The 26,219-nt window shown below is 59.6% G+C and carries 20 protein-coding genes; 4 read left to right on the top strand and 16 right to left on the bottom strand.

Annotation, left to right across the window (positions count from 1 at the left end):
• Positions 1 to 146: 146 nt before the first annotated feature.
• Positions 147 to 3,818: a hypothetical protein gene (locus tag C9383_RS11670; RefSeq protein WP_235863269.1), complete on the top strand. Its 3,672-nt coding sequence runs from the start codon at positions 147 to 149 to the stop codon at positions 3,816 to 3,818.
• A gap of 47 nt (positions 3,819 to 3,865) precedes the next feature.
• Here C9383_RS11670 and efeO (C9383_RS11675) read toward each other — a convergent pair whose 3' ends face one another.
• The 4 genes from efeO (C9383_RS11675) to efeU are packed head-to-tail and all read right to left on the bottom strand — an operon-like array spanning position 3,866 to position 8,087.
• A complete protein-coding gene (efeO, locus tag C9383_RS11675) occupies positions 3,866 to 4,684 on the bottom strand; it encodes an iron uptake system protein EfeO (RefSeq protein WP_060752815.1) in 819 nt (272 codons plus the stop codon).
• Between the two features lie 25 nt (positions 4,685 to 4,709).
• A complete protein-coding gene (gene efeB, locus C9383_RS11680; protein WP_090372423.1) occupies positions 4,710 to 6,014 on the bottom strand; it encodes an iron uptake transporter deferrochelatase/peroxidase subunit in 1,305 nt (434 codons plus the stop codon).
• A gap of 14 nt (positions 6,015 to 6,028) precedes the next feature.
• On the bottom strand, positions 6,029 to 7,231 hold the full coding sequence (gene efeO / locus C9383_RS11685; protein ID WP_090371254.1) for an iron uptake system protein EfeO: 1,203 nt from the start codon (positions 7,229 to 7,231) through the stop codon (positions 6,029 to 6,031).
• A gap of 10 nt (positions 7,232 to 7,241) precedes the next feature.
• Complete coding sequence (efeU, locus tag C9383_RS11690) at positions 7,242 to 8,087, bottom strand: iron uptake transporter permease EfeU (RefSeq protein ID WP_090371252.1); 846 nt, start codon at positions 8,085 to 8,087, stop codon at positions 7,242 to 7,244.
• 169 nt (positions 8,088 to 8,256) lie between these two features.
• Between efeU and C9383_RS11695 the strand changes: the two genes are divergently transcribed.
• Positions 8,257 to 9,279: an AraC family transcriptional regulator gene (locus tag C9383_RS11695; RefSeq protein ID WP_090372421.1), complete on the top strand. Its 1,023-nt coding sequence runs from the start codon at positions 8,257 to 8,259 to the stop codon at positions 9,277 to 9,279.
• 648 nt (positions 9,280 to 9,927) lie between these two features.
• Here C9383_RS11695 and C9383_RS11700 read toward each other — a convergent pair.
• The 7 genes from C9383_RS11700 to C9383_RS28520 form a co-directional block, all read right to left on the bottom strand.
• Positions 9,928 to 10,452 (bottom strand): hypothetical protein, encoded by a 525-nt coding sequence (locus C9383_RS11700; RefSeq protein WP_090371250.1) that lies wholly within the window; start codon positions 10,450 to 10,452, stop codon positions 9,928 to 9,930.
• Positions 10,453 to 10,696: 244 nt separating this feature from the next.
• Positions 10,697 to 11,881, bottom strand: coding sequence for an MFS transporter (locus C9383_RS11705; RefSeq protein WP_090372419.1), 1,185 nt, complete (start codon positions 11,879 to 11,881; stop codon positions 10,697 to 10,699).
• A gap of 373 nt (positions 11,882 to 12,254) precedes the next feature.
• Positions 12,255 to 13,670: an efflux transporter outer membrane subunit gene (locus tag C9383_RS11710; RefSeq protein ID WP_060752820.1), complete on the bottom strand. Its 1,416-nt coding sequence runs from the start codon at positions 13,668 to 13,670 to the stop codon at positions 12,255 to 12,257.
• On the bottom strand, positions 13,667 to 16,846 hold the full coding sequence (locus tag C9383_RS11715; RefSeq protein ID WP_090371248.1) for an efflux RND transporter permease subunit: 3,180 nt from the start codon (positions 16,844 to 16,846) through the stop codon (positions 13,667 to 13,669). Before C9383_RS11715 ends, C9383_RS11710 begins: the two co-directional genes overlap by 4 nt.
• 15 nt (positions 16,847 to 16,861) lie before the next feature.
• Positions 16,862 to 18,103, bottom strand: a complete 1,242-nt coding sequence (gene mexE / locus C9383_RS11720) for a multidrug efflux RND transporter periplasmic adaptor subunit MexE (RefSeq protein ID WP_060752822.1) — start codon at positions 18,101 to 18,103, stop codon at positions 16,862 to 16,864.
• Between the two features lie 238 nt (positions 18,104 to 18,341).
• Entirely contained in the window at positions 18,342 to 18,869 is a 528-nt protein-coding gene (locus tag C9383_RS11725; protein ID WP_090371246.1) for an ester cyclase, read from the bottom strand.
• A gap of 39 nt (positions 18,870 to 18,908) precedes the next feature.
• On the bottom strand, positions 18,909 to 19,040 hold the full coding sequence (locus C9383_RS28520) for a hypothetical protein (protein WP_268876211.1): 132 nt from the start codon (positions 19,038 to 19,040) through the stop codon (positions 18,909 to 18,911).
• A 383-nt stretch (positions 19,041 to 19,423) separates the two neighbouring features.
• Between C9383_RS28520 and C9383_RS11740 the strand changes: the two genes are divergently transcribed.
• Complete coding sequence (locus tag C9383_RS11740) at positions 19,424 to 20,332, top strand: LysR family transcriptional regulator (protein ID WP_090371244.1); 909 nt, start codon at positions 19,424 to 19,426, stop codon at positions 20,330 to 20,332.
• Positions 20,333 to 20,369: 37 nt separating this feature from the next.
• Here the strand turns inward: C9383_RS11740 and C9383_RS11745 are convergent, their stop codons facing one another.
• A complete protein-coding gene (locus tag C9383_RS11745; RefSeq protein WP_090371242.1) occupies positions 20,370 to 20,897 on the bottom strand; it encodes a sterol desaturase family protein in 528 nt (175 codons plus the stop codon).
• Positions 20,898 to 21,319: 422 nt separating this feature from the next.
• On the opposite strand from C9383_RS11745, the gene C9383_RS11750 reads away from it, so the two are divergent.
• Complete coding sequence (locus C9383_RS11750) at positions 21,320 to 21,637, top strand: hypothetical protein (protein ID WP_162843554.1); 318 nt, start codon at positions 21,320 to 21,322, stop codon at positions 21,635 to 21,637.
• A 91-nt stretch (positions 21,638 to 21,728) separates the two neighbouring features.
• Here C9383_RS11750 and C9383_RS11755 read toward each other — a convergent pair whose 3' ends face one another.
• The 4 genes from C9383_RS11755 to thrC all read right to left on the bottom strand — a co-directional run bounded on the left by C9383_RS11755 (position 21,729) and on the right by thrC (position 26,212).
• Positions 21,729 to 23,141 (bottom strand): aldehyde dehydrogenase family protein, encoded by a 1,413-nt coding sequence (locus C9383_RS11755; protein ID WP_090371238.1) that lies wholly within the window; start codon positions 23,139 to 23,141, stop codon positions 21,729 to 21,731.
• Positions 23,142 to 23,145: 4 nt separating this feature from the next.
• A complete protein-coding gene (locus C9383_RS11760) occupies positions 23,146 to 24,195 on the bottom strand; it encodes a homoserine dehydrogenase (RefSeq protein WP_090371236.1) in 1,050 nt (349 codons plus the stop codon).
• 177 nt (positions 24,196 to 24,372) lie between these two features.
• On the bottom strand, positions 24,373 to 24,810 hold the full coding sequence (locus C9383_RS11765) for an Lrp/AsnC family transcriptional regulator (protein ID WP_060752834.1): 438 nt from the start codon (positions 24,808 to 24,810) through the stop codon (positions 24,373 to 24,375).
• A gap of 22 nt (positions 24,811 to 24,832) precedes the next feature.
• On the bottom strand, positions 24,833 to 26,212 hold the full coding sequence (gene thrC, locus C9383_RS11770; protein WP_090371234.1) for a threonine synthase: 1,380 nt from the start codon (positions 26,210 to 26,212) through the stop codon (positions 24,833 to 24,835).
• Positions 26,213 to 26,219 lie beyond the last annotated feature (7 nt).

Raw genomic sequence — 26,219 nt, forward strand, 5'->3', positions numbered from 1 at the left:
AGCGTCACAAGATAATTCCCGGTTTCTGCCTGCATCTTTTTGGGACTTGGCTTACGAAAGAGCCCAATTGCGACTTGTAGATTTCCTCTCGACAGTTCTTACGGACGAGAACTCTCACCATTCTGACTGGTAGAGAGGAAATAGAAATGTCGCTTATCCAGGTAAACCCTTACAACCGGTTCTCCCACCTGCCTCCTGCGTCGGATGGGGCGGTGTCGAACCCGTCAACGCGAGACAAGCGTGGCGCCACGGCTGCCGTAGCTGAAGCGCCACGTCGATTCCCCTCCGAAGAAAACGCGCCCAAAGGCGATGCAACCCTGCAGACCAAGGTGGGGCGCTGGCTGAGTTCAGGGGTTGCCCCTGAGCCGCTTATCCCGCGAAATGCCTCGATTGGGCCGTTTATCAGTCAATACCAACAGGCACTCAGCGAGCCGCCAGTGCAGGACTGGTTTCGCGCCAAGGGCTTGAAGATCTCTACGGTGCGAGTGTTCAGCGACAGTGTGGTGGGCGTGGTCAGTCGCGATGGAAAAGACACCTTCGTACGGTTTACCACCACCGATGGTTCCGGCTGGTGGGAGGCCGGCGGCAAGCTTCGCAAGGTGCAAAAAATACTCTCGCCGAGTGACTTGGGGATTCCCGCCAACATGCCCTCCGAGCCGATCCCGCGGGATATCATCCTGGATTTTTATGGGGTGCAACCTGCGAAGAACGAGCAGGCGGCACCCGCGCTGGGGGCACACCTGAAGCGCAATGGCTGGCCGCCCATCAGCGTTGAGAAGCGCCAGCAGTGGCGCGACGCTTTTACCCGCACAGTGACGGCGAACAGCGATGCAACCGCTCGCAGCGGTTTGGCCGAACAACTTCGCCAGCGCTTGCGAGGCCTGAAGGAGGGCGAGGCTCTGCGGTTGGATGAGCAAGCCTATGTGGCGCCACCGGGCTCTTCTCTGGAGCGCAACAGCCAATTGCCACGCCAAGCCTTTGTCGAGCTGCTCGCCTCACCAGCGTTTCGGGACTTTCTTGAGAAAATCGGCCTGGACAGCGTCGGTGACCGTTTCAGAATCAGTCAGGGCGAGCTTCAACAATGTGATGCGAAGGGCACGTGGCGGTCCCTGCAAGCCTACTTCGATGACGAAGTAGGCAAGAATCCCGACCCTGGCGTGCAGGCAATGAAGAGCCGGTTACAAGCCTTGGTCGAGCAAAGTCAGAAAACCGGCAACGCCCTGTACTCCACCGATACTTGGGATATGCGCCAGGCAGTGGATTTCTTTGGCCTGAGTTCGCCCACGACGCTCGAGCAAGGCCGCGACGTGCAAGCTTGGCTCGACACGCGATGGCCTGAGCCGCCGCTCACCGCTGACTACGCAGCTTTGACCCCCTACACCTGGACACCGGGCGCATTGACGGCGGCTGACTGTGAAGTGCTAAAGACTGGCGCGGCGAGCGTCGCCGGTTTGTTCGATAGCTTCCTGGCCACCCCGGACCCCTGGCAGGCGTTGTCTGCAGACCCTGACCGGCGGTTGACCGCTTTTTTTGATTCGCCCGCTGCCGTGACCCAGGCCGAAGCCTTGGCCAAGGAACTCAAGCTTTTCGACGTGGCTGATGGTCAGCCGTTACCCAGGGCGCAGCGTCATGCGTTGCTCGCTACGGCGCTCAAGCTCAACCTTCAGGGCAGCCTGCCGGGCAAACCAGGAGAAGTAGCCGGCTACGCGATTTATCAGCCTGCCAATTTCGGGCGCACGCAAAAAGAGGTGCGTGCCGACATCGAGCGGCACCTGCGGGAAAAAGGCGCCAGCGCTGAAAGTGCGCCGTTTCTGGCGCATATGTTCCTGGCACAGGCTGCGCCGGAAATGTTGCTCAAGCCCGACCCACAACTGCCTGCCTCAATACCCCAAGTACTCAAGCAAAACCCCGATGACGTGCGGATGGGTTCCCCGGCATGGCTCGCCATGCGTCTGGGCTGTGGGATCGCCGAAGCGCTCGCCGGGCCAGGCAGTTCGCGGGCGATGAACGCAACGCAAGTCAATGCCCTGGCACGCTTGCAACCGCAAAACCCGGAGCAGGAGGCGTTGATCAAAGGTGTGGGCACCCTGCCTTTGTTGGAGTGGGCCGTGATGGCCGGCGTGTTTCCCAAGCCGTTGGACGGCAAATACACCGCGCAAAACTACCAGGCGGCTGCACAAGCCTTCACCGAGCAGCAAAACAGCCTCCGCGACGCCTTCCAGACGCTGACGGCCGAGCCGCCCTCGATGACCCGCCTGCTTGTCGAGCAATTGACGCTACTGTTTCCCGAGATGAGCGAAGATGAAATCCGTGGCTTCACCTTGCGGCGGGTGGCGGATCCCAGGCAGCACGGCCAACCCCATGAGGTTTTGTTGACTGAGTTTCTTCTGGCGGAACAAGACTCGCCGGGTGCGCTGGTCGCGTTCAACACGTGGCTGAACGAATACCGCGCCGGTAAAGCGAAGTACAAGTTCGAACATCCACGCATTTCCCAGGCGGATTTTGATGAGCGGATCAAAAAACTGCCGAAAATCGCACCGCTGGTAGCGCCCGCCATCGAGCGCTACGTGGCTGATTGCCGTGCGGCCCAGGCCACGGTACTCAAACTCATGTTTGCGCAGTTGCCGCTGGAAGACCGTAAGGCCCTTGAAGTGGGGCAAATCGAATTCTTCAGTTTGCGCGAGGAGACCGGCGAGGCCATTGAGGACGATGAAGGCGCCGATTCCAAGGTGGCCGAACACAAGGGCACGCATGGCACGTTGATCCGTTACGAGACCGGCGCCGTCGAGCCTCGGTTCGGGTATTTCGAGGTGTTCCCCGGCGCCATGCGTATCGTCAAGCGCGACGACTTGAGCTACACGCTGCCGCTGGGCGGGCAGGTCGAAGTGGGGCAGAAACCCCATGGCCCCTTTGCGTATGTGCGGCGCGAGTTCCGACACACAAAACCTGCCAGCTTTGATTTCGCGGCGTATAAAACTGGCAGCGAGCCGAAAGCCGGCGTGCAGTCATCGGTCATCATCGAAAAGGCCGCGACCGACCTGCCTGCCACGTTGATACCCGGCCATCCAAAGCACGCACAGCTGCCGGTACCCACGACGTTCAGCAGCGCAAAGATCGGCCGCATTGTCGAGGGCGTACTGAGTAACAGCTTTGCCATGCCGCGTGAGCCTTTGCTCCGCTATGCCAACCAGCCCACCGACTATCAACGCCGCCGTGCATTCCCGTTTGGCTCCGAGGACGTTTTCGGCCCTGAAAACCTGCGGATGGTCTTGGGCCTGCTGCCCTTTGTCGGCGCCTTCGCCGATGTCGCGGAGGGCAAGACGGCGCAAGGGGTACGCGGGATATTGATCGATTTCGCCTCGTTCGCAGTGACCGGTGGGTTAGCGGGTGTGAAGAGCTTTTACAGAGGGCTGAAAGTGGTATTGCCATTTAATGGCAGGGCATTTTCCATGCAGGGGTTCGCGGGGGTATCACCGTTTTTTCGCAGCGTGCTCAATCCGTTGGATGGCGCCATTGGGGTATTGAAAACGGGGCAGAAGGTGGCGGCTTTCGGTAAAAACTTCATGCGCGGAGAGTTGCGCGCCCTGGGGGCGGATATCTACCTGCCTGCAACTGTGTTTGAAAAGTGTCGCTGGGGGGCCGGCGTGTATTCCAGCGTCAACGCAGAATCCGGCCAGCCTGCCGGCAGTCGCGCCGGCACCTGTGCCGGACGCCCGTTGTACGCCGTGCAGAAAAACAACCTGTGGTATGCGATCAACCCGCACACCTTCAAGCCTGAAGGGGCGCCCCTGCAGGGCTTTCAGCCGTCGGCCGCCTGACCTCACAGACGCCTTCGCCGCGACGGTGGCGAAGGCGCGCGCAAAGATCAGTTCAAGCCCAATTTGCCGCGCAGGGTCGACAGGTCTTCGGCCAAGGTATTGACCGGGCCGACCAGGGCCTTGCGGTCGTTTTCCTTGACCTTGTCGTAGGTCTCAAAACCGCCATCCTTGGTTTTGTACTTGGCCAGGATCTTGTCCACGGTGGCAAAGTTCTTGTCGACTTTGGCCAGGAACGTCTTGTCCTGTTTCTCGATCTGGCCACGGAACAGATCGACGATTTTCTTCGCACCGTCGACGTTGCCCTGGAAGTCATACAGGTCCGTGTGGCTGTAGCGGTCCTCTTCACCGGAGATCTTGGTGGCCGCGACCTCTTCGAGCAGCGCAGCGGCGCCGCCGACGACTTTCTCGGGCGGGAAGGTCAGGCCTTCGACGCGGGTCTGCAGGTCCTTGACGTCGCCGTTCAGCTTATCGGCCAGGGCGCTCAGGCCCTCGGTGGTGTTCTTGGAGAACAGCGCGTATTCGATCCGGTGGAAGCCGGTGAAGTCTTCGGCTTCAACGCCTTTCTCGTGATCGTCGACACGCGAGTCGATAGACGCGTCGAGGTCGCTGAACAATTCGGCGATCGGCTCAATCGACTCGTAGTGCACGCGGGTCGGCGCATAGAGTTTCTTGGCGGTGGCCAGGTCGCCTTTCTTCACGGCGTCGGTGAACGCCTGGGTCTGGGTGACCAGTTCACCGATTTCTTCGGTGACGTAGATCTTGTAGTCCGACACCGGGCCTACCAGGTCCAGCGGCGCAGTGGCGGCGAAAGCGGCCAACGGCGAAAGACTCATTAACAACGACAACGCGATAGACGACTTCTTCATGGGACGTATCCGCTCTGGGTTTGTTTTAGGTATTGGCAGTGGTTTGAGGGTGCGAGGCCGCGAGCAGCGTACGCCCGAGGAAGTCCTTGGGCCCCGTGACGCCCGGCAAGGTGAAGAAGTACCCGCCGCCGACCGGCTTGAGGTATTCCTCCAGGGGCTCGCCGTTGAGCCGGGTTTGCACGCTGATAAAGCCTTTCTCCAGGTCAGCCTGGTAGCAGATGAACAACAGCCCCATGTCCAGCTGACCGTTTTTATTGACGCCGTTGGAGTAGTTGAACGGCCGACGCAGGATCAGGTTGGCCTGGGTCTGCGGCGTACGCGGGTTGGCCAGGCGGATGTGGGCATCAAGCTTGGTAAACTTGCCTTCCGGGTCTTTGCTGTAGTCCGGCACCTGGCTTTCGTGCTGGCCATCCATGGGCGCGCCCGTGGGTTTGACCCGACCGATGATGCTTTCCTGTTCCTGCAGTGGGGTACGGTCCCAGCGCTCGACGAAATTGCGGATGATCCGCACCGCCTGATAGCTGCCGTTGGCGGCCCAGGCCGGTTCATCGCTGCTCGGTTGCACCCAGACGATCTGGTCCATGGCTTTGTCGTCGTTGGAATTCGGGTTGGCCGAACCATCGCGAAAACCGAGGAAGTTGCGCGCGCTCTGGGCCGGTTCGCCGGGCTTGGCCGGGGCCTGGGGCGGAACGCTGCCTTCCTGCTTCCAACGTACCAGCAGCAGGTCCGGCAGGTTTTTCACGATGTCGCGCAGGGCGTGGATATTGGTGTCGGTGGTGTTGGAGGAAAACTGCAGGCTCAAGTCGCCATGGCACTGCGCCGGCTCCAATGCATCATTGGGAAAGCCGACCATGCGGATCAGGCGCTTGGGCTTGACCGCCGCCAGGCCGAAGCGCTCATCGAACAGCGATTCACCCACCGATACGGTGATGGTCAGGTTGTCCGGCGTCACCACCGGGCCGAGAATGCCGGAGTCGGTCGGCGGCAGTTTCGGGTCGACTTGCGGCACGGGGCCGCCGGTCATCAGGAAGTGGATGCGTTCGTTCAGCGTACGGAACAGACGCTCCAGGTCTTCGCGGTCGCCGGCCAGTACATCGAACGCCACCACCATGCCGCAGGCCGGGCGCGGGGTGACGATGCCGGTCTGGTGTTTGCCGAAGAAATCCTGGTGGTCCTGGGTCTTGTCGCTGCGCGGGGCGGTGGTGACTTGCTCGGCTGCGGCGGCCATGGCCGGGCAGGTCAGGGCACTGCCGGCAATCGCCGCGCCGGTGGCCGCCATGCCCAACAGGACACGACGACGTTGGAGGTTGGTGTGTTCAGAATCACTCATGTGTGCGGTCGTCTTCACTGCAGGCCGGAAAGGCCAAGGGCGGGGTCGATTCCATCGAGTGCAACGGCCAGAGCCTTGGCCTTGTCGGCGATCTGCTTGCGCTGATCGGCCGTAACGCTGTCGTAGCGGCTGAATTGACCGTCGACTTTGAAACCATTGAGTTCGGCATCGAACGCGTCGAGCGCGCTGTCGACCTTGGGCAACAGGTCGGCAGCGGATTGGGTCAACAGTGGGCGCATCAGGTCGACCACCTTGCGTGCCACCGCAAGGTTGGCGGCAAAGCCGTTCAAGTCGACGTGGCTGTAGCGTTCTTCTTCACCGCTGATCGCACGCGTGTCCGCCAGGCTGTTGAGGTTGCGTACCACGATGCCGACCAGTTGTTCCGGTGGCAGCGACTGCGTCAGCAATTGTTGCTTGAGCTGGGTGACATCGCTGACCAGGCGTTGGGCAACCGGTGCCAGGCCGTCCAGGTTGTGCTGCTGGAACAGGCTGTATTCCAGGCGGTGGAAGCCACTGAACGCGGGGTCTTGCTCGCGCTTTTCAAAGTAGTCGGCACGCGCGTTGATGGCGTTGTCCAGTTCGGCCAGGCGCTGGGAGGCGGGCGCCAGCCGTTGGTAGGCTTCGCGGGCCGGCACATACAGCGCTTGCGCCTGGGCCAGGTCACCGGCGTCAATGGCTTGCTGCAGGGCGGTCACGGCCTTGACCAGCGCGCTGCCCTGGCTGCTCAGGTACACGCGGAACTCTGACAGTGGGCCGATAAACGCCACCATCGACGGTTTGGCCTTGGCCTGTGCGTCGGACTCGGCAGTCGGCGTCACATGCAGGGTGCCGCGTGGGTTGCTCAGCAGGCCGCAGGTGATGGCGTAGTCGCCGGGCAACAGGTTGGCGTTGATCACCTGGCTCAAACCGGGCGCGATGTTCTCGCGCTCTTCGACCACCAGCACACCGTCGAGGATTTCCCATTCCACCGCACGGTCGGAGCGGTTGATGATACGGAAACTGGCACGCCCGGCAGGCATGGTCAGCGCGTTGGGTTCGCAGGCGTGGCTGTGGATGGTCACGGCGATTTCATTGTGGTTGCTCTGGCGTTTGGCCGCGGCCAACTGCGAGGCGTAGTAGAACAAGCCACCGGCGGCGATCATCACGATCACCGAGCCGGCCACGGCCCAGCGCAGGGCGCGGGACGGTGGGGCCGGTTGAGGGGTTGGGTTGGACAAGAGGCGGTCCTTACTGGCTGGAAACGGAAGAAGATTTGGCAATCGGCTTGGCGGGCGCCGAAGGCAGGAAGAACATCACCAGGGCCACCACCAGATAAATCAGATAAGCACCCAGGGTGCTGACGGTCGGCGCTTCCTGGTAACCGAACATACCGGCCAGCACCGAGCCCAGCGGGCTGTCCATGGGCAGCGCGGCGCTGAAGTCAAACAGCACGGTTTGCAGGTGGTTCCACACGCCGGCTTCATGCAAGGCCTGCACTGAGTTGGCGAGGATGCCGGCGGCGACCACCAGAATGAACAGGCCGGTCCAGCGGAAGAACGCGCCGAGGTTCAAGCGCATGCTGCCGGAATAGATCAGCAAGCCGACCACAATCGCCAGGATCAGGCCGAGCAGGGCACCGATCGGCGCGCCGGGGCCTTCGCTCTGTTGGAACACGGCCAGCAGGAAGAACACCGTCTCCAACCCCTCACGGGCCACGGCGAAAAACACCATGGCGATCAGCGCGAACACTTGATGTTTTGAACCAGCCAGGGCGTGGTCGAGGGATTCATGCAGGCTGTGCTTGATGGAGCGTGCGACCTTGCGCATCCAGAACACCATGGAACTGAGGATGCCCACGGCGATCAACCCTACGACGCCTTCGAAGAGCTCCTGTTGTTTCTGCGGGAACTCAGCGCTGACCAGCTCCAGGCCACCGCCTACCAGCAGGGCCAGGGCGGCGGCGAGAAATACGCCGATCCACACGGCGGGCATCCATTGGCCACGGCCGGTCTGTTGCAGGTAACTGGCGATGATGCCAACGATCAATGCGGCTTCAATGCCTTCGCGCAGCATGATTAAAAAAGGAACAAGCATTCGGCACCGCAATCATGACTGGATGGGATGGCAATTTGTAACATAATGATACTCATTGCTAAACAAGAAATATTGACTTTCGCTGAACCGAGGCTGAACGGTGGTGGCGAATCGCAAGCGCCTTTATGATGCAGGCCTTGCTTATGCGCCGTTGAAAAGCCCATTCCCCATGGCGGAAAAAGACACTATCTCCATCCATCTTGTGCGTGAGGCGCTGCTGCAGAGCTGCGCGTGCGACTTGGCGATTGCCGAAGTACTGAGCAAGGCCGGTATCGACCCGGCGGCGTTGGAGCAGGGCGACGCTCGTGTGCCGGCGACGGCGTATGCGCGGTTGTGGCGTTTGTTGGCGCGGCGCATGGACGATGAGTTTTTCGGGATGGACCCGCGCAAGCTCAAATCCGGCAGCCTGGCGTTTCTCTGCCGCGCCGCCATCGCGCAACCGACCCTGGCCGACGGCCTGGAAACCGGGCTGGGGTTCCTGTCGCTGATGCTCGAGCGGTTGCCCGCGCAACTGGTCCGCCAGCAGAGTCTGGCGGAAATCGTGTTGGTGGAACCCGAGGCGCAACCCAATCGGGCATTTACCTATTTTACCTATTGGATGATTGTCCACGGGGTGGCGTGTTGGCTGGCGGGGCGCCGGATTCCGATCCTGGCCATCGAGCTGCGTTGCCCGCAGCCGGACTTTTGCGACGATTACCAAGTGATGTTTTCCGACAACCTGCGTTTTGATCGGCCACGCACGCGCATGATCTTTTCCGCAGACTGCCTTGACCTGCCGATCAAGCGCAGTAACGAGGAACTCAAGCGCTTCCTGGCTCATGCACCAGCCAACATCCTGGTCAAATACCGCGACCCTGATAGCCTCGCCAATCGCCTCAAACACGACCTGCGCCAAATGCCCCCCGAGACCTGGCCGGAAACCGAGGGCCTGGCGACCCGGCTATGCATTTCCGCCTCCACCCTGCGCCGCCGTCTGGCGGAAGAAGGGCAGACCTACCAGGGCCTCAAGGACAGCGTGCGCAAGGAACTGGCGATTGTCTGGCTGGCCGAACCGCAGATCAGCTTCGCTGAAATCGCAGCGCGACTGGGGTTTGCCGATGCAAGTTCATTTTATAAGGCATTTCGTAAGTGGTCGGGGTCCAATCCTGGGCATTATCGAAGTTTGATTCTGAATGAACACAGCCGGTTTTAGTTGCCGCCCTGCGGGACTAGGAAATAACTGACCAAGACTTTCTCCTGGGTATGACAGCGTTGGCTTATTTGATGATAGGACGCGTCTGGCATATTCAGGGTTATAAAACGTGCATTGTAGGTGGGTGATTCCTACCTGTAGTTCTGTCTGAGGGGTTGGGGGATAGGTAGGTCACTTGATCAATCTGTCATTCAACTGTGAGGATGGAAATCATGAAAAGGTTTTTTGCACTAGTAGTTCTAGCTACGACAGCTCTATCTTTTCAGGCATCTGCGGGATGCTGGAGTATTACCGACACCTACACCGGGATCATACAACCGGAGATCGAGATAACGGCCTATGGCCCATTCACGATAACGTCTGCTAATGGATGCTTTAGTGCGAACATTGATGCGACGATTTCAGCGGTAGATCGGGGCAGGCCGCCGCAATTGACCATTGAGCGTGAAGTCGGCTCTACCTGGCAACGGGTAGCAGGCAATACAGGTAGTAACGTGTTGTTCAGTGGTGAGTTCGGGAGTTATCGAGTGAGATTGAAGAATCCGGATGCTGCACCGAAAGTTTACTTGGGAACGGTTAAATACGGTCGCTGAGCGGGTGAGCCTACAGAGGCGGGTTGGGGTTCGCCTACTGTAGGCTCCGCTTAAATCAAACCTGCTCATCTATGGAAAATTTATCGTGGGAGGCGTTAGCGAAGTAAGCCAGCGCACCGACAGCTTGGTTGGCAATTAACATTCCTCGTCTCCAGGCCAGGTTGTCTTGTGTTGCTAATTTTGGATTGTCTATCAAGAAATTGTCGTAGTCTTTCAAACGCTCGTTGAATAGCGCGATGGCATTGAATTTTACATGCGTATTCGTAGGGCGCCCCTTTTCATCGTTGGCCAAGTCGCCAGCGATAAACATCCCAAATGCCTCCACATCGATCACTCCGCTGTCGTAAAGCCGCCTACCCACTTTTTTGAGCTCGTCGGTACTGATTGACGACATGTCATAGTCTTTTAGAAAGATTTTCAGCTCGGTAATTTCTTTTTGCGTGCCTGTTTTAAGTACGTCAGCCGCTTTTGATTCGTCGGGTGGTGTGAAGGCGTTTTTGACTTCTCCAGGGTTTTTGATGAGGTAAGCGCTGGTGGCCTTTGAGCGTTGTATGAGGTCGGTCGTCGGTACAATTGCCATGGTGGTGCCCTCCGTTATTACTTAAAGATGTTTGCGGTGCCGTTTGATATTAGAAGCAATCGCTCAAAAGTTCATAAGACTCGTGGGTCGTTAAGGATATTTGGATCTTCCTTACAAAGCCCTACGGTCAACTCTGACAGCTTGATCCTTCTCGTTAAAGGTCGGCAGGCTTTCCGGAATAACAAATCAAATATTGACGACGGACGCGGTGAGCGGAGAGAGGCTCAGGGGAGTGCGGATTTATTCAAGCTTCCTGTCTCTCTAAATGGCCTTTTTTGTCGCCTGCCAGCAGCGTTGCACCTACACCAAACAAACCAATAAAACAGGCGATTGCAACTATAATTAAAGTTAACGAAAAACCATATTTTTCGAGTAATCCACCGAAAACAGTATAGGAAAATCCAATAATAACTGAGTTGACTAGGTTCGCAACGGAGAGACAGGATGCTCGGATTCGCGATTCGACATTATCGTGGATATAGGTTTCATATGATGTTTCATAAATAGCGGGAAGCGACATGATCAACAGAAAGATTGCAATTGAAGCGGTTGTTCCGATATCCATTGATAGGACCAAAAGAAGAGGTGTAACAATAATGGTTGTAGTGAAAGCAATTATCCCGAGAGAAAATCTGGAGCAAATAAACCCAGCAAACATGAACATGATTGCCGAGATGCCTTCAATGGCAGCATAAATGCCTGCAATGAAAGGTATCGCTAAACCCTGCAAGGAGAAAAATGGCTGCCCATAGATAAATAAAGGAATCGTTGAAAGTTCGAATAAAGCGAATCCAATAAATAAGGGGATGAGGAAGGCGCCGTTTTTAGAGCGAAAAAATTTAACGAGCGAGGTAAAAATTCCTTCTGCTTTTTCATGAGTGACGTCGATCTCTTTATCGTGGGATAAAGAAATGGACGGCAATTTCATTTCGGGAATGAACGTTACGACAATAGCCCCCATAAGCTTTGAGATCGCAAAGAAAACATAAACACCATTCCAGGACCATGTGTCTTGTAATACACCACCAACCAACATGGACAAACCTAACGATATCGCACCAATAGCACGCGCACGCGATAGTATTTTAGGGTAATCTTCAGCCCGATTTTCAGCCAATAAGTTATCGTATAATAGCGCCCGATCCGAGCCCGAGCCCATGGCAATGCTCGCGCCGAACAGGCAAAAGATAATTGCGAAAGGAATGAAGTCTGAAAATAGTAAAAAGCCAACCCCGCTTGTAAACAACCCTAAAAAGCCGATTATAAGCGAACATTTGCGACCATATCGATCTGCTAGCAAACCAGAGGGGATTTCTAACGCCACTGAAGAAAAGAATAAAAAGGATTGAAGGATGCCTATTTCTCCCTGGTTGATTCCAAGTTGAAGCAGGTAAAGTACAAATAGACTTCTCTGAACATCCATATTCATAAATATCGACAACGAATAATACAGGTTGTCGTTCTTGTTTTTTTGAAGTTTGTACGCGAACATTTTCTGTGGGTTCAAAAGGGCTGGGGCTTAAGTTTAAGGCTAATGCATCTGGTTTTGAGTCATCAAATTTTGTAGTTCTATGTGTCAACACATATGAGTCATAAAAAATAGCAGCCGCAATAAGCACTCTCTAAGCCTCAACACCAGACACAGCGCGGTATTAGGACCTTACTTACAAAAGACTTCTCATCTGACTTACAGTAACAACCTTCAACATTTTAGGACCCCCAAAACAAAAAAAGCCCCGCGACCGAATGGACCGCAGGGCTAAAAATTGGCTGGATGCGACCAACCAAAGGAGCGCTTTACATCATTTGGCGCTGGCGACCACCGTGTCCGGCTGCCAGCCGCCACCCAGGGCCTTGTAGATCGCGACAATGCCGCGGTACAAGTCGACTTCCGCCTGGGCCTGGGCGTCTTCGGCGGCCAGGCGTTCGCGTTGGGCGTCGAGCAGGACCAGGAAGTCCACGGTGCCTTCGCGGTAGCGGATCGCGGCGAGGTCGGCGGCGGCGCGGCTGGATTCGCTTTGACGGATCAGCGAAACCAGGCGCTGTTGGCGTTTGCCGTAGTCACTGAAAGCATTTTCCGACTCTTCCAGCGCCAGCAGCACTTGCTGCTCATACGTTGCCAGGGCGCCATCGGCTTCGGCGTTGGCGCCGCGCAGGCGGGCACGCACGCTGCCCAGGTCAAAGGCAGCCCAGGTAATGCTCGGGCCGAGGGACCAGGCGTTGGCGGCCGCTGAACCGATCTGCGAACCGCGCCCGGCGGTAAAGCCGAGGAAGCCGCTGAGGCTGACCCGTGGGAACAGGTCGGCCTTGGCCACGCCGATACGTGCGGTGGCGGCGGCCAGTTTGCGTTCGGCACTGAGGATGTCCGGGCGACGTTGCAGCAACTGCCCCGGATCGCCGATCGGCAATGCCTTGGCGATCGCCGGCAGGTCTTTCGGGCTCAGGTCCACGCTCAGCTTGTCGGGGCGCTGGCCGAGGAGGGTGGCGATGCGGTTGCGCTCGCGCACTTGTTCGGCCTGCAATTGCGGCACGCTGGCTTCAACCGCCGCCAGGCGGGCGTCTGCGCGTTCCACATCGAGCTGATCGCCCACACCGGCATCACGCAGGCTGACGGTGATGGCGCGCGATTCCTGCTGGTTCTTCAGGTTGTCCAGGGCAATGCGTTCACGCAATTGAGCGCCGCGCAGTTGGCCGTAGGCGTCCACCAGTTCGGCAATCATGGTGACTTGCAGTTGGTACAGGTCGGCTTCGGCCACTTGCTGGTCGGCGTCGCTGGCCTCCAGGTTGCGGCGGATGCGGCCGAACAAGTCGACTTCCCAGGCCATGTCCAGCCCCAGGTCGTAGCGCTCGCTGTTGACGCGCTTGGTAGTCTGACCCGGGATCTGGCCTTTACCCACGTCACTGCTGGCCCGCGAGGTCACCACCGGCATGATGTCGGTGGCCACGTCATCGCGAATGGCCCGCGCCGCCCGCAGACGGGCGAAGGCGACGCGCAAGTCACGGTTACCGCTCAGTGACTGGGTGACCAGTTGGTTGAGGGTCGGATCGTCGAACTGCTGCCACCAGATGCCTTCGTATTTGGCATGGTCATAGCTTTTGGTGTCGGCGGCGGCCGTGATATTGGCCGCCTCCAGCTTCTCGGTTTTGTAGTCCGGGCCGACCGCACACGCGCTCAGTGCGAGTACCAGCAGGCTCGGCAAAAATACTTTCACACTCATTGCTGTGTCTCCAGCTTCAAGGCCTTGGCCGCTTTGCGCGTTTCGCTGCGCTCCACATAGCGACGGATCAGTACGTAGAACACTGGCGTCAGCAACAGCCCGAAGAAGGTCACCCCGATCATCCCGGAGAACACCGCCACGCCCATGGCATGACGCATCTCGGCACCGGCACCGCTGGACAACACCAGGGGCACCACACCCATGATGAAGGCGAACGAGGTCATCAGGATCGGCCGCAGACGCAGACGGCAGGCTTCCAGTACCGCAGCGAGCGGGTCGAGGCCTTCCTGCTGTTTATCCTTGGCGAACTCGACGATCAGAATCGCGTTCTTACAGGCCAGGCCCACCAGTACGATCAAGCCGATCTGGGTGAAGATGTTGTTGTCGCCGCCCGAGATAATCACCCCGGTAATGGCCGACAGCAGCGTCATCGGTACGATCAGGATCACCGCCAGCGGCAGGCTCCAGCTTTCGTATTGGGCGGCCAGTACCAGGAACGCCAACAGTACGCAGAGCGGGAATACGAACAGCGCGGTATTGCCCGAGAGGATTTGCTGATAAGTCAGGTCGGTCCACTCGTAGGTCATGCCGTTGGGCAGTTCTTCTTTCAGCAGTTTTTCAATTGCAGCCTGGGCCTGGCCGGAGCTGTAGCCCGGTGCGGCGTTGCCATTGATTTCAGCGGTGATAAAGCCGTTGTAGTGCATTACACGGTCCGGGCCCGAGGTGTCGCTGACCTTGATGAAGGTCGCCAGCGGGATCATCTCGCCTTTGTTGTTACGCACTTTCAACTGGCCGATCTGGTCTTCATCCAGGCGGAACTGCTGGTCAGCCTGCACGTTGACCTGGTAGGTACGGCCAAAGCGGTTGAAGTCGTTGGCATACAACGAACCCAGGTAGATCTGCAGGGTGTCGAAGATGTCGCTGATCGCCACGCCGTGGGTCTTGGCTTTTTCGCGATCGATGGCGGCATCGACCTGCGGTACGTTGACGGTGTAACTGGTGAACAGGCCAAACAGCTCCGGCACGTTATGGCTCTTGGCAATGATGTTCTGGGTTTCTTTGTACAGCTCGTCATAACCCAGGTTGCCACGGTCTTCGATCTGCAGGCGGAAGCCGCCAATCGTCCCCAGGCCCTGTACCGGCGGCGGTGGGAAGATCGCCATGTAGGCTTCCTGGATGCTGCTGTACTTGCCGTTCAGCGCGCCGGCAATCGCACCGGCCGACATGCTCGGGTCTTTACGCTCGTCGAACGGCTTCAAGGTCACGAACACGATGCCGCTGTTCGGGCTGTTGGTGAAACCGTTGATCGATAGGCCCGGGAACGCCACCGCCGCTTCCACGCCCGGTTGTTTCAGGGCGATATCGGACATGCGCTTGATCACGTCTTCGGTGCGGTCCAGGCTCGCGGCGTCCGGCAATTGCGCGAAGGCCACCAGGTATTGCTTGTCCTGGGCCGGGACGAAACCGGTCGGGGTGTGGGCGAAGCCCAGCCAGGTCAGGACGATCAAACCGGCGTACAGGAACAGCGCGATACCACTGCCACGGATCACGCGACGCACGGTGCCGACATAACCATGGCTGGCCTTGTCGAAGAAACGGTTGAACGGTTTGAACAGCCAGCCGCCGAGCAGTTTGTCGAGGAACCGGGAGAAGCCGTCTTTCGGAGCGTCATGCCCTTTGAGCAGTACCGCAGCCAGCGCCGGCGACAAGGTCAGCGAGTTGAACGCCGAGATCACCGTGGAGATCGCAATGGTCAGCGCGAACTGCTTGTAGAACTGCCCGGTCAAGCCGCTGATAAAGGCCGCCGGCACGAACACCGCACACAGTACCAACGCGGTCGCGATGATCGGGCCGGTCACTTCGCTCATGGCTTTTTCGGTCGCCGGGAACGGGTCCAGGCCCAGCTCGATGTTCCGTTCGACGTTTTCCACCACCACGATGGCGTCGTCCACCACGATACCGATGGCCAATACCAGGCCGAACAGCGACAACGCGTTAAGCGAGAAGCCGAACAGGTGCATCACCGCAAAGGTACCGATCAAGGAGACCGGCACGGCCACCAACGGGATGATCGAGGCGCGCCAGGTCTGCAGGAACAGGATCACCACCAGCACCACCAGAATCAGTGCTTCGAACAGCGTGTGTACCACCGCTTCAATCGAGCCGCGCACGAAGATGGTCGGGTCATAGACGATGCTGAAGTCCATGCCTTGCGGGAAGTTCTGCTTGAGTTCCGCCATCTTGGCGCGGACTTCGTTGGAGATTTCGATCGCGTTCGAGCCCGGACGCTGGAAGATCGGGATCGCCACCGCCGGCTGGTTGTTGAGCAAAGAGCGCAGAGCATATTGGCTGGAACCCAGTTCCACCCGTGCGATGTCTTTCAGGCGCGTGATTTCACCGTTTTCGCCCGAGCGAATGACGATGTTCTCGAACTCTTCCTCGGTTACCAGGCGGCCCTGAGTGTTCACCGACAACTGGAAGCTGGTGGCATTCGGAGCCGGTTGCGCACCCAGTGCACCCGCGGCCACTTGGCGGTTTTGCTCGCGAATCGCGGTGACCACATCCGTCGCGGTCAGGTTGCGCGAAGCGGTCTTGTTCGGGTCCAGCCAGACGCGCAGGGAATAGTCGCCCATGCCGAACAACTGCACGTCACCCACGCCGCCCAGGCGTGCCAGCTCATCCTTCACATTGAGCAAGGCGTAGTTGGACAGGTAGAGCATGTCGTAACGCTTGTCCGGGGAGGTCAAGTGCACAACCATGGTCAGGTCGGGAGAGGCCTTGTCCACGGTGATACCGATGCGCGTCACTTCCTCAGGCAGCTTCGGCTGAGTCCGGGTCACACGGTTCTGTACCTGTACCTGCGCGTTGTCCAGGTCGGTGCCCAGGGCAAAGGTGATGGTCAGGGTCAGCTTGCCGTCGGCGGTCGACTGCGAGGACATGTACAGCATGTTCTCGACGCCGGTGATGGCTTGCTCCAACGGAGCGGCCACGGTTTCACCGATGACTTTGGGGTTGGCACCGGGGAAGTTGGCGCGTACCACGACGGTCGGCGGCACCACTTCCGGGTATTCGCTGATCGGCAGTTGGAACAGCGAGATCGCACCGGCGATCAGGATCAACAGCGAGAGCACCGCTGCGAAGATCGGCCGCGAAATGAAGAACTTGGAAAAATTCATCTTGAGTCGTATCCCTTAACCGCGTGGAGTCGCGACGGCTGCGAGCTTGGGCGCGGCTTTATCCGGCGCCACTTGCTCCAGGTTGCTGGCTTCAAGCGCTTGTCGTTGTTGTGCCAAGGCGGCGAGGGTTTCCTTGCTGGCCATCGGGATGGTTTCCGGCGCTACCGGCGACCCCGGGCGAATGCGCTGCAAGCCCTTCACGACGATGGTGTCGTCCTTGTTCAGGCCGCTGCGCACGATGCGCAAGCCTTCGATCTTCGGCCCCAGTTCCACCGCACGATAGGCCGGCTTGTCGCCGTCCATCACCAGCACGAACTTCTTGCCCAGGTCGGTGCCGACCGCCTCATCGTTGATCAACACAGCGGAGTAGGTGCCGCTGCCGACCAGCTTCAGGCGGGCATACAGGCCAGGGGTGTATTCGCCCTTGCTGTTATCGAACACGGCGCGACCGCGGATGGTGCCGGTGGCCGGGTTGACCTGGTTGTCGACAAAGTTCATCTGGCCCAGGTGCGGGTTGCCGGCTTCGTTGGACAGGCCCAGGTACACCGGGGTGGTTGCGCCACGACGGCCTTCGCGGGCCAACTCGGTGTACTTGAGGTACACGCGTTCATCGGCGTCGAAGTAGGCATAGACCTTGTCGGTGGAGACCACGCTGGTCAGTGCGGTGACATCGGCAGTCACCAGGTTGCCGGCGGTGATTTCGGCACGGCTGACGCGGCCGCTGATCGGTGCGGTCACGCGGGTGAAGCTCAGGTTCAACTTGGCCAGGTCCAACTGCGCCTGGATGCCGGCGACGGCGGCGCGAGCTTCCTGGGCGGCGGTGGTGCGCGAGTCGGCCAGTTCGGCGGAAATCGCATTGCTCTGACGCAGGCGTTCGCCACGTTGCGCTTCATTATCGCTGCGGGTGGCGGCGGCTTTGGTTTGGGCCAACTGGGCTTCAAGGCGGCGCACTTCGGCCTGGAACGGACGCGGGTCGATCTGGAACAGCAGGTCGCCTTTCTTCACCAAGGCGCCTTCGGTGAACGCCACCTGATCGATCTGGCCCGAGACTCGCGGACGAATCTGCACGGTTTCCGGGGCTTCCAAGCGGCCGGTGAACTCGTCCCACTCGTTGACCGGTTGTTCCAGCACCTTGGCCACGCTGATTTTGGCAGGGGGCATGGCGGCCGCTTGTTCCGGGGTTTTGCCGCATGCGCTCATCACCACCACGGCCAGGATCGCCAAGGGGAAGCGCAAATGTTTGAGTGACTGTTCCATGAGGTGCATCCGCCAATGTATTTGAGATGGGCGGATCATGCGCGGCGATGTGCTATGTCACGAATCGAATGAAGCAAAGGTAACTATCATTCGGAATGATATAAGCGCGAGATTAGCCCTCTAGCATGGGGGGTTCGTTAGGGTGCTATCAATAGGCGTGATGACAAAAGACTTTTGCACGCTGCGCAATCAGTCTACGCAGCGCACATTTCTGGCGGTGTGGCAGGGTGTGTTTTGGCTAAAGTGCGCCCAACTGCTTCATCAGTGTGAGGTTGTCTTCGATGTGCCAGTTGGCGGTGATCTTGCCGTCTTCGATCTGGTAGATATCGGTGGCGATGAAATCCACCGACTGGCCCTTGCCCTTGATCTCGCCAAAGGTGCCGGTGAAGTGCCCGCGAAAATGCAGGTGCACCACGACCCGGTCACCGGCGATGATCATTTGTTCGATCTCACAGCTCAGGTCGGGCACCGCGCCACGAAAAGCCCGGGAAGCCAGCAGGGGGCCTTGGGGCCCTTGTTTGCGCCCTGGCGGTGGGGTCTTGTCGATGAAGTGATCGGCCAACGCTGCGCGGGCCAGGGTTTCATCGCCGGTATGCCAGAACGTGTCGTAGCGCCGGGCGACGTTTTCCATGGTCTCGCGTTGGCTGGTGGTGAGGCTTTTGTCGACCACAAGGGTTCCGGGGTTGAGCAGCTCGGTATTTGCGGCGACGGCCGCACCCGACAGGGCCAAACCCAAGACCATGGCAGTGATTCGATAGTGTTTCATTGGGCTGTTTCCTTGAATGCAAAAGAGGGAGGGGAGGCTTCAAATCGTCTCGGTTTCCCGCAGGCTGAGCGGACTCTTGAGGGTGTAGTCGGCGATGGCGTCCTTGCGCATGAAGGCCACGCCCGGATGACTGCTGGCGTAGCGCAGGAACTCGTCTGAGCGGTTGGCCACCGGCTTCGAACTGCATCGAGATCGACACCACCAGCCGCGTATCGCCGGGCCAGAACCGGCCGTTTGGCGGGCTTTGGGCCGGGGCAGGCGAGGAGGCTGGCGCCGTATGGGCGCTGGCCGGATTGAGTAATGCGCCTGCGGCAAGTACGGCTGCGCTTGCACCGGCCTGGGCCAGGAAGGTACGCCGCTGAGGGGCAGGTGGCGCAAGTGGGTTGCGGGGGGGCATTCATCGGGGCCATCCCGGGTTGAATGATGGGCACTGTCGGGTCACTGGAAGGCATCGCTTCACTCCACGCTGTAAACGGATGGATGCAACCCTATGCCTTTAGGTTTATTTTGATAATCGGGCAAAAATCAAAAACCATCTTCGGAAATACCGAACAATGCTGCTAAAGAACCTTGAACTGTTTTTGCTGATCGTCGAGAAAGGCGGGTTATCGGCAGCCGGCAGGGAGCTGGGGCTTTCGCCCGCGTCCGTCTCCGAGCGGCTGGCGCAGTTGGAAGGTTTCTACGGTGCCAGCCTGCTGAACCGCACCACGCGTGCGATCAACCTGACCGACGAGGGCCGACTGCTGGTCGAGGGCGCGCGCCAGTTGCTGGCGCAAGCCGATGAACTGCACAGCAGTATTCGCCTGGGGGTGCACCAGGTCTGCGGGCCGATCCGCCTCAGCGCTCCCGTAGACCTCGGGCGCCAACTCATTGAGCCGATCCTGGCGCAGTTCATGGAGGAGCATCCGCAAGTCAGCATCGACCTCAACCTGAGCGACGGCTACGTCGACCTCGTCAGCCAGGGCATCGACTTTGCCGTGCGTTATGGGGCGTTGGCCGACAGCACGTTGCACGCCAGGTCGATGGGTGAGAACCGCCGCGTCGTATGCGCCTCGCCACAGTACCTGGAACGCAATGGCACGCCGCTGCGCCCCGAAGACCTGACCCGCCACGAATGCCTGGTGATGCGCTTTGGTAGCAATATTTCGCGCGAGTGGACGTTCAAGCGTCACGGGCACACCCATCGGGTCCTGGTGCGCGGCCGCAGGGTGGCCAACGACGGCGCGTTGGTGAGGCAGTGGTGCCTGGCCGGTCATGGCATCTGCCTGAAATCGGTATGGGACGTCAGCGCCGACCTCGCTGCCGGGCGCCTGGTTGAGCTGCTCAGGGACTACGACCTGGGCAGTACCGCGTTGAACATCGTCTATCCGCCGAGCCGGGTTCAGCCGCAGCGGGTGCGGATGTTGATCGAACGGATCGTGGCGCGCTTGTCGAGCGTCGATGCGACGGTGGTTTCAGGCTGAGAGGTGCCGGAGGCCATGCAGATGTAGCGCCCCGTGCCTACTCGTACCGGTTGAGGGTTTCAGCCCGCACATAGGTGCGCAACACGTGATCCCACAGCGGCGACGACACCCCGAAGTTCTTTTCGACACCCTGGCGATGGTGCAGATCATGATTGGCCACCAGCCCCGGAATAAAACGGTAGGCCCAATGCTCGGGGCGGTGCATCACATAGTGCACCGAGATGTAAATGAAGTATCCGCTCACGGCCCCCACAAAAACCGAGGTCAGGCCGGTGAACCAGGCCAGCAGCAAAAGCACGGCAAAGGTTGAACTGGTTTTCCAGCTCGACACGCCGATGTAGGCGAGTACGTCGACGTGGTGGGTCCAGTGCTCGCGGCGGTACAGCGAATGGAACAGGAAGCGGTGGGCCGAGTACTCCACGAGTGTCCAGGCCAACCAGCCGGCCAGTGCCAGGCCGAGGTCAAAAGGCGCGAGATAGAGGGCAAGGAGGATGAAGAGGGGAACGGTGAAGAAGTCGAGGTAATAAGCGACTGACGACATCAGCCATTTATTGGAAGCAGCCATGTGCAGAATATCCCTGTAGTGCCCGATGGTCGGGAGCGCGATTCTCAGGGATCGCACCGTCGCCGACAACTGTTTCGCGTGGCACTGCGACGCAAGTCTCAGCCTGCGCTCGCCGTGACCTGCCGAGCGGGTCACGCTGCAATCGATTCACGCGTGTCGCGAGCGTCGGTTGTTTATAGGGTTTCACGAAACGTATGATCAGCACACGCGACCTGAGCGGGTTGCGCCGCACCAACTCCTCCAAAGGACAATCGCATGCAAAAGCACTTCGGTAATTCGGGCCTGTTCAAGCTTGTTTCGTATCGCTGCAACGCGTCCCTGGCGAACGGTATCGCCGCCTGGGAACTGAAAAACAGTGCGCTGAATACGAAGGAGTTTTTGATATGTCCAAAGAATTACTCGGAGTTTTTGCTCTAGGGTTGATGGTAATCGGTGAGTTTTGTGCCATTTACAGTGAGGTCGTCACGGCCCGGCTTGCCCAGACGGGCAACGGTTCACTGGATGCGTTTGTACTGCCTGTCGTACTGATGTGTTTTGCCGGTTTATGCCTGCTGGGCGCCTATTGGCTGGGGTACGTCGCGGTGGGCGATATCTGGATCGTCACCGTGGTCTCGGTCACGTCGTTGTTGCTGCTTGAACCCATCGTGGTGTGGGCCTTGTTTCACGAGGCACCGGGGCGAGGCGCACTGATCGGGTTCTGCCTGGGGGCATTGGGCATGCTGTCCACGGTATTGCTTTGACGGGGTAGGCGGGCAGGCATAAAAACCGCATTGGGCGGGCGACCAGCCCCGCCCAATGCCTCACCACCCGATTGGGCTGTGCTTGAAGCGATCAAGCCAGCGTGTTCAAGCACACCACCTTGGGCTGGGTCATTTCTTCATAGGCGAAACGCACCCCCTCGCGGCCCAGGCTGCCGTATTTGGAGCCGCCAAACGGCATCGCATCGAAGCGATAGTCGGACGAGTCATTGATCATCACGCCACCGGCTTCGATCCGACGTGCGGCGCTCATGGCCGTGGCCAGGTCGCGGGTAAAGATCCCGGCGTGGAGGCTGTACTCGGGTTCGTTGGCCAGCGCGATGGCTTCATCGAAGGATTCGAAACGCTGTAGCACCACCACCGGCGCGAAGACCTCGTTGCGCCAGAGCTGGCTGGCGTGATCGACGTTTTCCAGGACGGTGGCGGCGTAGCAGGCGCCTTGGCGTCGATGCCCGCAAAGCAACGTAGCGCCTTGGGCCAATGCTTCAGCGACCACACGCTCGGCATTCTGCGCGGCTTGTTGAGTGATCATCGGGCCGATATCGGTGTTGGCGAGCATTGGGTCGCCGACCACCAAGGCTTCGGTTTGGCTGACGAAACGCGCGCGGAACGCTGCGTAAATGGACGCATGCACCAACAGCCGCTGGGTGCCGATGCAGTTCTGTCCCGCGGCCCAGAACGCGCCGGACACGCAACTCGCCACGGTGGCCTCAAGGTCGCAGTCAGCCATGACGATCACCGGTGCATTGCCGCCAAGGTCCATTGCGAGTTTCTTCAAGCCTGCAGTGCGGGCAATCTGCTCGCCGGTGACAAAGCCTCCGGTAAAGGAAATCATGCGCACCTCTCGCGCCGCCACCAGCGCCTTGCCCAGCTCCGCGCCGCCGGTGGCCAGTGTGACCACGGATTCGGGCAAGCCGGCTTCGACCAGGTACGACACCAGTTTTATCGCCGATAACGGCGCCAGCTCGGAGGGTTTGAGAATCACCGCATTGCCGCCGGCAATGGCCGGGCCGAGCTTATGCGCCACGAGATTCAATGGGTCGTTGTACGGCGTGATTGCGACGATTAAACCGAGCGGCTCACGGGAGAACCAGCCCTGGCGCGACGCCGAGCCTTCATAGGCATCAAAGGGGATCACCTCGCCGGCATTACGCTTGGCCTCTTCGGCGGACAGCTTGAGGGTGTTGACGCAGCGCTTGACCTCTTTTTCGGCCTGCTTGAGGGTCTTGCCGGCTTCCTCGACGATCAGTCGGGCAAATGCCTGGGCATCGCGCTCCACGTGCAAGGCGGCCTGTTCGAGAATCTGCGCCCGGCGATGACGCGGCAACCCCGCGCACGCCTGCACGCCGTCGCGGCCCTGCGCCAGCAACTGCGGTACCTGCGAGGCACACACCTCGGCGACGCTGTCGATCAGCGTACCGTTGTAAGGGTTGAGGACTTGGATCTGCGGTGCCACGACGGCCCGGGCCAGGTTCGATACGTTCATGCGCTTACTCCCGGTTCTGTGCCGCAGCCTGATGCAGGCTGATGATGTCTGACAGCAGCGCGAAGGCGGTTTCCGTACGCCCGGCGCCAGGCCCCGACACTGTCACCGTGCCGATCAGGTCGGTGTTGAACGACACCGCGTTGGTGGCTCCGCCGATGCTGGCCAACGGATGCGCGTTGTCTAGCAGGCGCGGTTCGACGCTGGCACTGACCGAACCGTCGGCCTGGCGTGTGGCGGCGCCGATCAATTTCCAGCGTGCATTGTTCTGGCGGGCCTGGTCGATGTCGTCCAGCGTGAGGGTACTGATACCGCGGCAGCGCACATCGCTGACATTGAGCTTTGCATCCAGCAGTTCGTTGGCCAGGATCACCACTTTGAGGCGCACGTCATGGCCCTCGACATCCGCCGTCGGGTCGGCTTCGGCATACCCCAGCGCCTGGGCCTGCTCGACCGCTTCGGTAAAACCCAGGCCACTCTCCATGCGGGTCAGGACGAAGTTGGACGTGCCGTTGAGAATGCCCTCGAAACCGTTGATCGTGCTGCCCGCCAGCAACTGCCTGGCCAGGCGAATCACCGGGGTGCCACTCATGACCGAACCTTCATATTCAAAGGCTACGTGATTGCGCTGGGCCAGGGCTTTCAATTGAGCACCGTGCAGGGCAATCGGCCCTTTGTTGGTGGTCACTACGTGCTTGGCGCTTTCCAGTGCCCAGCGACAGAAGGACGTCGCCGGTTCGCCATCCACCGGGTTGGTGAATGTCGCCTCCGCGATGATGTCCGCGCCGGAGTCCTTGATCACCACCTCGTTGAGCGCCAAGGCGTTGCCACCCGGCAGTTGCGCCAGGGCGCCCTTGACCGCCGGCAGACCTGCCAACGAGGCCGCGTCCAGCCCTTGACGATTGATCAGCGAACCGAGGAACAGGTCGGTGACACCGACGATTTTCAGGCTGAAGCCCAGTTCAGTTTTCCAGCGTTCATTGCGCTCGGCAATCAATTGCGCCAGGGCACGATTGACGCCGCCAAAGCCGACCAGCGCGAGTTTATATTCAGTCATTTTTTTATTGCCCTTGATCTGGGTGAGGTGGGGTAGGGCTCTAGATTAGGGGCGCGCCCAGGGCAGTGAAATATGCCGATTTGCTCTATTTCATGGGCGTTTTGACCAAGGGAGGGCGTGCACGACCGGCATAAAAAAAGCCAACCGCAGTTGACTTTTTTCCAAGCAAAAAACGGCTCAGACGACTGAGGATAAAACGAACGAAGTCACTGTGTTTTCCACGCCTGCCAGTGCTGAAATCTGATTCCACACCTGATGCACCCGCTGCGGGCTGGTTGCGCTGACGCGCAACATCAGGTCGAACTCGCCGCTCATGACATCGCACTGGGTCACTTCAGGGATCGCGCGCAGGGCCTGCAAGACGTCTTCCCCGCGCATACGGTCATAGCGATAGACGAAAATCACTGCGTTGATCTGTGAGGCGGCGTGTCGTCCATCGCCCGTTAGGACGGTATAGCCGAGGATCGCACCGTCGCGTTCCAACCGTTCGATCCGTTGGCGCACGGCGTTGCGCGACAGGTTGACCTTGGCCGCCAGCTCGGCGTGGGCCGCCCGTGCGTTAAGCCGCAGCTCGGCGATGATGCGCTCATCGAGAGGGTCCAGGATGCGCTTCATGGGGCCTCCACTGGCCACGCGTTCAAAGCGTGTCGAGCACGTTAAGAAGGGGGGTGATGTCATCAGGGGCGACCCGATGGCACGGTGGGTGTACCGGTGGCTCGCCCTGGCTGGCCGACTGCGGGAGGCCGATCCCCAGTTCGGCGAGCAACGCCGCCGATTTGACCGGGGAAATTTCCCCCAGCGTGACCATCGGCGCCACCAGGCTGCGACGGTACAGGCGAGCGGCGATCACGCCGGTGGCCGTGTGCGGGTCGACAACGTAGCCGGTGTCGCGATGCAGTGCGGTCATCTCATTCAGGGTTTCCTCATCGCTGACGGCGTAGGAGTCAATGATCATCCGTGCACGTAACCAGCATTCGTTGGCGAGGGTGATCTCGCCGTGGGTTTCCAGCTCGAGCATCAACGCGCTGACCGCCTGATGGTCATGCTCATACACTTCCCAGAGGAACCGCTCCAGGTTGGAGAACGTCGACAGGTCCATCGCCGGTGACCGGGTCTTGTTGGCGCGCAGCCTGGAATAATGGTTCTTCAGGAACAACTGGTGCAGGGCATCGTTGGTATTGGTGGCGACGATAATCTGAGTGATGGGCAAGCCCATTTTCTGCGCCACGTAGCCTGCATAGACTTCGGCGAAACTCGCCGCCGGCACGCTGAAACCGATCGGCCGCTGACCGCCGCCCAATTGCAGCACCGCGTGGAAATACATCACCAGTTGCGCCAGCACATTGACCCAGTTGCTGGAGTTGAAACTGATCGCCTCGTACTGGGGGCACGGCCACTGGCTGAACAGCCGGCTCACAATGCCCTGGCACTCGTCGAAGCTGCCGTCGACCGCAAACAGATGCACATCGGGCCGTGCCGCCGCCCACAGTGCGTGCAACTGATGCGGCGGCACCCCGCGCTCCGGGTAAAGCACTACCAGATGGGCCTCGTCACAATCGTTGAACGCCTCGATCGCCGCCAGGCCGGTATCGCCGTTGGTGGCGCCGAGCACCACTGCACGTCGGGCGCGGCGTTGCAGAAAGTACTGCACCAATTGCGCCTGCAATTGCGCGGCAAAATCCTTCGAGGAGCGGGTCGGGCCGTGGAACAGCTCCAATACCCATTCATTGCGGTCGACCTGATGCAAAGGCGCGACGGCCCGGTGCTGGAAACGGCGGCTGGCGTCTTTGAGCAGGCGCTTGAGATCCGGCTCGGGAATGGCGTCCCCAATGAACGGACGCAAGATCCGATACGCCAATTCGTCATAGGGCAAGGTTGACCAGTTCGCGATGTCCTGGGTTTCGAATTGCGGCAGGTCCAGGGGGACGAACAGCCCGCCGTCGTCGGCAATACCGGACAATACGACCCTTTCGAAGTCGACCCGTACGGCGGCGTTTCGGGTACTCACATAGTGCATGCTTGGG

This window comes from Pseudomonas palleroniana, from assembly GCF_003031675.1.
GTDB lineage: Bacteria > Pseudomonadota > Gammaproteobacteria > Pseudomonadales > Pseudomonadaceae > Aquipseudomonas > Aquipseudomonas palleroniana.